10 protein-coding genes and 1 rRNA gene are annotated in these 8,954 nt (G+C 38.8%); all 11 read right to left on the bottom strand.

Features of this window, described 5'->3' with window-relative positions; translation table 11 throughout:
• Positions 1-62 (bottom strand): 16S ribosomal RNA (locus ACVBAX_RS23765); the annotation flags it as partial.
• A gap of 313 nt (positions 63-375) precedes the next feature.
• Positions 376-1,860 carry a lysine--tRNA ligase gene (lysS, locus tag ACVBAX_RS23760; RefSeq protein ID WP_447119302.1) on the bottom strand — a complete coding sequence of 495 codons (1,485 nt, stop codon included), beginning with the start codon at positions 1,858-1,860 and terminating at the stop codon, positions 376-378.
• 212 nt (positions 1,861-2,072) lie between these two features.
• Positions 2,073-3,074 (bottom strand): tRNA dihydrouridine synthase DusB, encoded by a 1,002-nt coding sequence (gene dusB / locus ACVBAX_RS23755; RefSeq protein ID WP_447119300.1) that lies wholly within the window; start codon positions 3,072-3,074, stop codon positions 2,073-2,075.
• A 26-nt stretch (positions 3,075-3,100) separates the two neighbouring features.
• A complete protein-coding gene (locus ACVBAX_RS23750) occupies positions 3,101-3,316 on the bottom strand; it encodes a helix-turn-helix domain-containing protein (RefSeq protein WP_160548447.1) in 216 nt (71 codons plus the stop codon).
• Positions 3,268-3,795, bottom strand: a complete 528-nt coding sequence (folK, locus tag ACVBAX_RS23745) for a 2-amino-4-hydroxy-6-hydroxymethyldihydropteridine diphosphokinase (RefSeq protein WP_447119297.1) — start codon at positions 3,793-3,795, stop codon at positions 3,268-3,270. The genes ACVBAX_RS23750 and folK overlap by 49 nt, the downstream gene beginning before the upstream one ends.
• Positions 3,788-4,156, bottom strand: coding sequence for a dihydroneopterin aldolase (folB, locus tag ACVBAX_RS23740; protein WP_430777107.1), 369 nt, complete (start codon positions 4,154-4,156; stop codon positions 3,788-3,790). Before folB ends, folK begins: the two co-directional genes overlap by 8 nt.
• Entirely contained in the window at positions 4,149-4,922 is a 774-nt protein-coding gene (folP, locus tag ACVBAX_RS23735) for a dihydropteroate synthase (protein ID WP_447119309.1), read from the bottom strand. The genes folB and folP overlap by 8 nt, the downstream gene beginning before the upstream one ends.
• 63 nt (positions 4,923-4,985) lie before the next feature.
• Complete coding sequence (gene pabC / locus ACVBAX_RS23730; protein ID WP_447119295.1) at positions 4,986-5,858, bottom strand: aminodeoxychorismate lyase; 873 nt, start codon at positions 5,856-5,858, stop codon at positions 4,986-4,988.
• Positions 5,858-6,457 carry an aminodeoxychorismate/anthranilate synthase component II gene (pabA, locus tag ACVBAX_RS23725; RefSeq protein WP_447119293.1) on the bottom strand — a complete coding sequence of 200 codons (600 nt, stop codon included), beginning with the start codon at positions 6,455-6,457 and terminating at the stop codon, positions 5,858-5,860. The genes pabC and pabA overlap by 1 nt, the downstream gene beginning before the upstream one ends.
• Positions 6,454-7,854: an anthranilate synthase component I family protein gene (locus ACVBAX_RS23720; RefSeq protein WP_447119291.1), complete on the bottom strand. Its 1,401-nt coding sequence runs from the start codon at positions 7,852-7,854 to the stop codon at positions 6,454-6,456. The genes pabA and ACVBAX_RS23720 overlap by 4 nt, the downstream gene beginning before the upstream one ends.
• Before the next feature lie 104 nt (positions 7,855-7,958).
• Complete coding sequence (gene cysK, locus ACVBAX_RS23715; protein ID WP_447119289.1) at positions 7,959-8,885, bottom strand: cysteine synthase A; 927 nt, start codon at positions 8,883-8,885, stop codon at positions 7,959-7,961.
• Positions 8,886-8,954 lie beyond the last annotated feature (69 nt).

Here is an 8,954-nt window from a genome sequence, read left to right as displayed (position 1 = left end):
ACTTGCATGTATTAGGCACGCCGCCAGCGTTCGTCCTGAGCCAGGATCAAACTCTCCAATAAAGAGTAAGATTAGCTCTTAAAGTTAAAACGTTGGCTAGTGTATTTTCAACACTAATCATTTTTTTGTTGACGTATGATTTGTTTAGTTTTCAAAGAACAATTTATTAGCTCGTCGCTCTTGGGCGACTTTTTAATATTACCAGAAGTAACTGCGAGAGTCAATAACTTTTTTTAAATTATTTTCTCAGAAGGTTAACTCCTTTTGCGGCAACAGATAATAATATATCATCATATCGAGCTGAATGCAACATATTTTTTAATAAAAAAAGTAGCGTACAAGAATAATTCATATTCTTGTACGCTACTTAGATCGTTAACGATGTCTCATCGCTGGGAATAACAATACATCTCTAATAGAAGGTGCATTAGTTAGGAGCATAACGAGTCTATCAATTCCGATTCCTAAACCACCTGTAGGAGGCATACCATACTCAAGAGCTTCAATAAAGTCATCGTCCATCATATGAGCTTCATCATTACCTTCTTCACGCTCTTTTAATTGTGCTTCAAAACGTTCACGTTGATCAATCGGATCGTTCAGCTCAGTGAAAGCATTCGCATGTTCACGAGCCACAATGAATAATTCAAATCGATCCGTAAAGCGAGGGTCTTGATCATTTTTCTTAGCAAGAGGGGATATTTCAACCGGATGACCATATATAAATGTCGGTTGAATTAACTTTTCTTCTACTTTTTGCTCAAAGAACTCGTTAACAATATGGCCATAAAGCATAGTATCTTTAATTTCTACTCCATGTTCCTTCGCTAAAGCTCTTGCTTCTTCTACACTCATTTCTCTCCAGAAATCAGCACCTGTATATTCCTTAATTGCATCTACCATATGAAGTCTCTTCCATTCTGGCTTGAGGTTTACTTCATATTCACCGTATTGAATAGTAGTTGTACCTAATACTTCTTGAGCAATATGAGCAATTAGATTTTCTGTAAGGCTCATAATATCTTGATAATCAGCATAAGCTTCATACAGTTCAATCATTGTAAATTCAGGATTGTGACGAGTAGATACTCCTTCGTTACGGAACACACGTCCAATTTCATAAACTTTCTCTAAGCCACCGACAATCAGACGCTTTAAATGAAGTTCGATGGCAATACGCATATATAATTCCATATCTAATGCATTATGATGTGTTATGAATGGACGAGCAGATGCCCCACCTGCAATTGCATGCATCATAGGCGTCTCTACTTCTAGGTACCCCTTAGAATCCAGGTATCTTCTCATAGATTGTATGATCAAACTACGAGTAATGAATGTGTGTCTGCTTTCTTGACTCATAATAAGATCAACATAACGTTGGCGGTAGCGCTGTTCAACATCCTTTAGACCGTGGAATTTATCAGGAAGCGGACGTAATGACTTTGTTAAAAGCTGAAAGTCTTCTACTTTTACAGACAGCTCTCCAACTTGTGTCTTAAACAATGTTCCAGTTACACCAACAATATCTCCTAAATCAGCAATATTAAAGATTTCATATTGCTCTTCACCTACAGCATCTTGACGAACATATATTTGCAGTTGTCCCTTTAGGTCTTGGATATGTGCAAAGCCAGCTTTACCTTTGCCTCGCTTTGTCATGATACGGCCAGCAATAGTTACCGCAATAGCTTTATTTGCCAGCTCTTCTTTTTCCATTTCTCCGTACTGATTAATAAACTCTTGAGAGAAGCCAGAACGTTCAAATCTCTTTCCGAATGGATCGAGTCCCTTTTCTTGAAGGGAAGCTAGTTTTTCTCTTCTGACTTGTAATTGGTCATTAAGTTCCTCATGACTCATTTTTTATCAACTCCATTTTCCTTCTTGTATCTATCAAACATCAATTGCTTGAATTTATGTAATAACACCATCTTATAAGCATACTATATTATTTTACACAAAGTGAGAAAAACAGACATTAAAAAAGTAAAATAAAATAAAAACTGCCAGCATTAACTGGCAGTTTACATAATCAAACGTATTATATTGAATGTTCGGTTAGAAGTCAAATCTTAACCCACTTGAGATTCCATCGCTTCTTTTTCTTCTTCTTCTATAACTAAAGCTGTTAATAAAGTAACAAGGTCAGCACGAGTATTGCATTCATTAATACCATTACGCACCTTCGCATTTCCTCTAATTCCTTTTAAATACCAAGCTGCATGCTTCCGCATTTCACGAACAGCTACATATTCTCCTTTAAGAGCAATAAGACGATCTAAGTGAAGTATGCACACATCAATTTTTTCACGAACGGTTGGCTCACCCATGAGCTCCCCTGATTCAAGGTATTTAACTGTACGGTAGATCATCCAAGGATTTCCTAGAGCTGCACGACCGATCATTACTCCATCACAGCCAGTTTCTTCTAGCATACGCTTGGCATCTTGAGGAGTCGTTACATCTCCATTACCGATTAATGGAATACCGATTGATTGCTTAACCTCACGAATAATATCCCAGTTTGCTTTTCCTTCGTACATTTGGACCCGAGTCCGACCGTGTAAAGAAACTGCCTTACCACCAGCTCGTTCAACGGCCTGGGCATTCTTAACAGCGTAAATATGATCTTCATCCCAGCCCATACGCATTTTTACAGTAACCGGCTTTTTTACAACATCCGTAACCGCAGAAACCATCTCGTAAATTTTATTAGGATCTAAAAGCCACTTAGCACCTGCATCGCATTTTGTGATTTTCGGAACCGGACATCCCATATTAATATCAATAATATCCGCATTAGTATTTTCATCAACGAACTTGGCAGCTTGGACTAATGTCTCTTTTTCCCCACCAAAGATTTGCAAGCTCAATGGCTTCTCTCTTTCATCGATGTAAAGCATATTCATTGTTTTTTCGTTTTTTAAGATAATTCCTTTATCACTAACCATCTCAGCACAAACTAGACCTGCACCAAACTCTTTAACAGTTAGACGAAAAGCAGAGTTACATACTCCGGCCATTGGAGCTAACACTACTTGATTTTTCATTTCAATATTACCAATTTTAAGCATGTTACCCCTCCGTCTTAATAATATATTTATTCATCCACCTCTTGTGGCATTAAATCCTTTACAGAAACTTTTAGTGCTTGAGCCGCTGTTTCCACTAAATGATCTGAAGGCATTCGATTTCCTCGTTCTATTTCGCCCAATACAGAAACAGAAACACCGATTTCCTTAGCAAACCCTTCTTGTGTAAAACCTTTTAGTTTTCGAAAAGCGCGAATACGTCTTCCCCATTTTTCTGCTTCCATATTCGTACCCCTTCTTTTTCAGCGTTCATATTGAAATAGTCCTCTATCGACTTATCCTGATTTGGTATCATGATGGAAGAATCTATCTCAAGTAATGGCGCAAGAACAAACGCGCGTTCCTGCATTCTTGGATGTGGAACAATTAGGTTCTCTGCTTCAATATTTTCTTGATTGTAGAGCAAAATGTCAAGGTCTATTATTCTTGGGCCCCACTTGAATTCCCTTTTTCTCCCTAAATCTTTTTCAATACGAAGGCAGATTTCTAATAATTCATTCGGCGTAAGTGTGGTTCTAACCGAGATTACCATATTTAAAAAGTCATCTTGTTCCGTATATCCAACCGGAACCGTATCATAAATAGAGGAGCATTTTACCAAATGAATTTCTTTTTCCACTTTTAAATAATGAATGGCATTTACTAGGTTTTTATATCGATCTCCCATATTTGTACCTAAGGAAATATAGGCCAAGTTATTCATTTGATCTACTCCTCATTATTTCAACTGCGACTGATTCATAATGTCCTTGAATCGGTGGATCAGGCTTGATTACCTTTACCGTTACAGCATGGGCTTTAGGAAATTCCCTTAAAACGCGTGAAGCAATTTCCTCAGCAACTGATTCTACTAGCTTAAATGGTTTACCTTCCACAATATCTTTACACAGTTGGAAGAGCTCACCATAGTTAATGGATTCATTCAAGTTATCACTTTGGCCCGCCTTCTTCAAATCTACTTCAACAACAAGATCAACCATAAATCTCTGACCCAATCGATTCTCTTCTGGGAATACACCATGAAAACCATAAAATTGCATACGGTTAACGTAAATTTTATCCATCATATTCTCCTTTTCCCATCATCGCATCCATCATTTTTGCCATTCGACTAATTTCCTTCACATCGTGAACTCTGACGATTTGGCATCCCTGTTGAATACCGTAACATACGGTTGCTCCGGTTCCTTCCATTCGTTCATGTACAGGTAAGTCTAATACTGCACCTATCATTGATTTTCGAGACGTTCCGAGAAGAACAGGGTAACCAATAGCTACAAGCTTATGTAGATGTCTCATCATTTCCAAGTTTAACTTTACATTCTTCGCAAAACCAATGCCCGGATCTAATATAATTTGTTCATCACTCACACCAGCATCCTTCACTAGAGTTATGCTTTCATATAAATCATTCATAACATCCCTGAAAAAAGACTGATAGTTCCGATCCTCCCGGTTATGCATGAGAATGATAGGTGCCTTTGTTTCAGCTGCTAGTTGTTTCATATTCGCGTCAGCCTTAGCACCCCATACATCATTAATAATATGAGCTCCAGCAGCCAGTGCCTCTCTAGCAACATCTGCTTTGTATGTATCGATGGATATAGGAACATCAACTGCTTTTGATATTGCTTTAATAATAGGAACCACACGTTCAATCTCTTCCTCGGAAGGTATAAATCTCGCCCCAGGTCTTGTGGACTCCCCACCGATATCAATGATATCAGCTCCTTCTTCCACCATCTCAATCGCTCGTTTGACCGCTTCATTAATTCTATTAAAGCTTCCACCATCAGAAAATGAATCAGGGGTAGCATTTAAAATTCCCATGATGATTGTTTTCTTCTCGAAATCTAATGTATATGGTCCAGCAGTAATCAATTGGTCCGCCTCCTAATTCCTTTGTTGAACTATTTCCCTTCTACTCCAAAGTCTATTTGAACACAAACGATACTCTTTGTGCAGCTCCTGAAAAAACTCACCCTTTACACCAGGAAATACAAGTGAATCCAATTTAGAAATTGCGACAATCTCTTGAATCGAGTTTGTAACAAATATCTCAGTAGCTGTTTTAAGCACATCTGATTTATAGAATCCTTCCTTAACCTGTATTCCTCTTTTACTAGCAAGTTCTTTTATAAATGATCGGGTGATTCCATTTAATATTCCTGTACCAAGGTCAGGGGTAAACAATTGGTTATCTATTACCCAGAAAATATTTGAGACGATTCCTTCTGCTATAAAACCATCCTCCGTTAGAAAAATCCCTTCCACATCTGTCCGATTTCCTATTTCTTTTTTTGCCAAGAGATTATTCATATAGTGGTGAGACTTCAAACGTAAGGGGCCTTCTGGAGTATTTCGACTGAGCTTTAGAAACTGAGCTTCCTTCTGTATCGGTCCACCGGCTTTGGAAAGAGGCTTTACAAACATCATTACATTGGCATGTTCATACGGCTCTACTGGTAAACCGACCGCTCCGACCCCTGCTGATACATTTAGTCGAATATAAGCATTGGATAACTGGTTCTTTTCCAATAGAAGCTTGAGCGCTTGAATCACTTCGTCTTTATTTAGGATTTTTTGAATTCCAATCATCTCTAGACTGCTATTTAGTCGTTCAAGATGATCCTCTATTAAAAAGGGATGACCTTCATATACACGAAATGTTTCAAATAAGCCCATGCCATAAAGGAAACCATGATCAAAAGGAGAGATTCTTGCCTCCTCCTCCTTAATCATTTCTCCATTCATATACAAATACATCAAAATCCCTCATTCTTTGGAGACAATTCCATTTTGTAATACGAAACAAAATTCTGAAGCAATTGTTTCCCTGCCGATGTCATAATAGACTCTGGGTGGAATTGAACCCCCTCTACCGGAAGATCCTTATGCCTGATTGCCATGATTTCTCCTTCTTTCGTCCAAGCAGATATTTCAAAGCATTCTGGCAGAGTCTCTCTCTTTACAATTAAAGAGTGGTATCTTGTTGCGGGAAAAGGGTTTGCTAATCCTTCAAAGATTGTTTTTCCATCATGATACATTAGAGAGGTCTTACCATGCATTAACCGCTCTGCTTGCACGACATCTCCCCCGAATACTTGAGCGATCGACTGATGACCTAGGCATACTCCAAAAATGGGAATCTTTCCTGCAAATTCCTCTATTGCTCGTAATGATATCCCTGCTTCATTCGGACTACATGGGCCAGGTGAAACCATAAGAAAGTTTGGACCTAACTCTTGAATGTCTTGAATACTTATGGCGTCATTTCGCTTAACTTCCAAAGTCTCACCAAGTTCACCTAAGTACTGAACAAGATTAAAAGTAAATGAGTCATAATTATCTATCATTAAAATCACTGGAATTCACCTTTTTCCGCCAATTCTTTTGCTCTCCAAAGAGCCATTGCCTTTTTCAAAGATTCTTTGTATTCATGTTTAGGATTGGAATCTATGACGATCCCTGCTCCCGCTTGTACAAAAGCTTGTCCTTCCTTTACTAGCATGGTTCGAATGACAATATTTATTTCCATGTCATCATTAAAACCAATCCAACCCATGGAACCTGTATAAATTCCGCGTTGAACCGGCTCGAGCTCTTCAATAATTTCCATTGTTCGGACCTTAGGGGCTCCTGTAATCGTACCACCAGGAAAGGCTGCATCAATTAAATCAAAGGATGTTTGATCCGGTCGTATGACACCTCTAACATTCGAGACAATGTGCATCACATGCGAATATCTTTCAATAACCATAAATTCATTTACTTCAACCGTTCCGTACTCACAAACTCTTCCTAAATCATTTCGTTCTAAATCAACGAGCATCACATGCTCTGCTCTCTCTTTTTCATTTTCAATGAGTTCCTTTGCAAGTCTAAGATCTTCTTCTTCATTCTCTCCTCGAGAACGAGTCCCAGCAATCGGCCTTGTACTAACCTCTTTTCCATGCTTTTTAACAAGGAGCTCGGGAGACCCACCCACAATCTGAAACTCAGGGGTATGTAAATAACTCATATAAGGTGAAGGATTCAATTGTCTAAGCTGGTCGTATACATTCATCGCTGGAATAGATATTGCTTTTGCTTGACGGACAGATAAATTCACTTGAAAGATGTCGCCTTGAGCAATGTACTCCTGAATTCTTTCTACCGCTTTCATAAACTGCTCGTCGCTCATAGAAACATGAAGATCATCATTATGAGGAGTAATTCTTTCTTGTTCGAACTTCAAGAGTGCGCTTGCCCACTTTGACTCCCACTCATCGAGATCATCTGGACTTTCATATCCCTTCTCTTGAATCTGCAAGAGCCAGAGTGTTTCCTTTTCATGGTCAAACACAAACCATTCATTAAAGAGGAAAAAATAAACCTCAGGCATGTCCAAATCATCCGATGAAAATCTAGGCATTTTCTCTATATAGCGCACATAATCATAGCTGATATAACCTATAAGGCCTCCTTGAAAATCCGGAAGCCCTTCCTGATGCTCAAGCGTATATTGAGCAAGATACTCTTTCATTAAATGAAGAGGATTCCCTTGTAGTTCCTGTTTTCTATCCTTTTCAACAATCGTTAGTTTGTTGTTTTTCCCTATAAAGATTGTTTCTGGTCCAAAAGCAGCAATATTGTATCGTCCACCTCGGCCACTTTCTAACAACACATGGTGTTGATATGACCCAGAAAGCTCTCTGTACTTCTGGTAAAACCTTTCTTTATCAAAAGGTATCTGTTTGCTAGTTAATGTTAGTATTTTCAAAAAAGGTTCTCCCCTTTAAAAAAGTGAAAATAAAAGTTCCTTGTCTTATTTTACTATTTGGCTAAATAAAAACAACAGCCCTAGGGACTGTTGCTTAGATTTGATTAATCTTCGAATTGATATAATGGAGTACTTAGGTAACGCTCACCGTTACTTGGAATAATTGCCAGCACTTTCTTACCTGCTCCAAGCTCTTTTGCTACCTTCAATGCAGCACAGATAGCTGCACCCGAAGAGATTCCTCCAAGAATTCCTTCTTCCTTTGCTGCACGACGTGCATATTCGAAAGCTTGGTCATTAGAGATTTGAATCACTTCGTCGTATACCTTTGTATCAAGAATATCAGGGACAAAACCTGCACCGATCCCTTGAATTTTGTGTGGACCTGGCTTACCACCTGATAATACAGGTGAATCAACTGGTTCAACCGCATAAATTTTAACATTGTCAAAAGTTTGCTTAAGAACTTGACCAGCTCCTGTAATCGTTCCACCCGTTCCGATCCCTGAAACGAATGCATCAAGACCTTCACTCATTTGCTCAACAATTTCCTTACCTGTCGTTCTTCTGTGAACTTCAGGGTTAGATAGGTTTTTAAATTGTTGTGGCATAAAGTAGCCATTTTCTTTTGCAAGTTCTTCCGCTTTACGAATAGCTCCGCCCATTCCTTCTGGACCAGGTGTTAAAACAAGCTCTGCTCCGTATGCACGAAGGAGGTTACGTCTTTCCATACTCATCGTTTCAGGCATAACTAAAATAGCTCTGTATCCTTTTGCTGCAGCAACCATGGCAAGACCAATTCCCGTGTTACCACTCGTTGGCTCAACAATCGTATCTCCAGCCTTAAGTTCTCCACTCTCCTCAGCTGACTCAATCATCGCAAGAGCAATACGGTCTTTTACTGAGCTTCCTGGATTCATATATTCAAGCTTTAAGTATACATCTGCGCTACCTTCTTCAACAAGGCGATTAAGCTTCACAATCGGCGTTTGCCCGACTAGTTCTGAAATAGAGTTTGCTACACGTGCCATCAACAACCACTCCTTATTCCGACTATTTTTATTGGTTTAATTTAATTTATATCATAAATTTGCCATGTG

The organism is Robertmurraya sp. GLU-23, assembly GCF_052983275.1.
This window is presented reverse-complemented; position numbering and strand designations above follow the sequence as displayed.

Coding starts and splice junctions, on each gene's coding strand:
- lysS (WP_447119302.1), bottom strand. CDS start 1,860: ATGAGTCATGAGGAACTTAATGACCAATTACAAGTCAGAAGAGAAAAA.
- dusB (WP_447119300.1), bottom strand. CDS start 3,074: ATGCTTAAAATTGGTAATATTGAAATGAAAAATCAAGTAGTGTTAGCT.
- ACVBAX_RS23750 (WP_160548447.1), bottom strand. CDS start 3,316: ATGGAAGCAGAAAAATGGGGAAGACGTATTCGCGCTTTTCGAAAACTA.
- folK (WP_447119297.1), bottom strand. CDS start 3,795: ATGAATAACTTGGCCTATATTTCCTTAGGTACAAATATGGGAGATCGA.
- folB (WP_430777107.1), bottom strand. CDS start 4,156: ATGGATAAAATTTACGTTAACCGTATGCAATTTTATGGTTTTCATGGT.
- folP (WP_447119309.1), bottom strand. CDS start 4,922: ATGGGAATTTTAAATGCTACCCCTGATTCATTTTCTGATGGTGGAAGC.
- pabC (WP_447119295.1), bottom strand. CDS start 5,858: ATGTATTTGTATATGAATGGAGAAATGATTAAGGAGGAGGAGGCAAGA.
- cysK (WP_447119289.1), bottom strand. CDS start 8,885: ATGGCACGTGTAGCAAACTCTATTTCAGAACTAGTCGGGCAAACGCCG.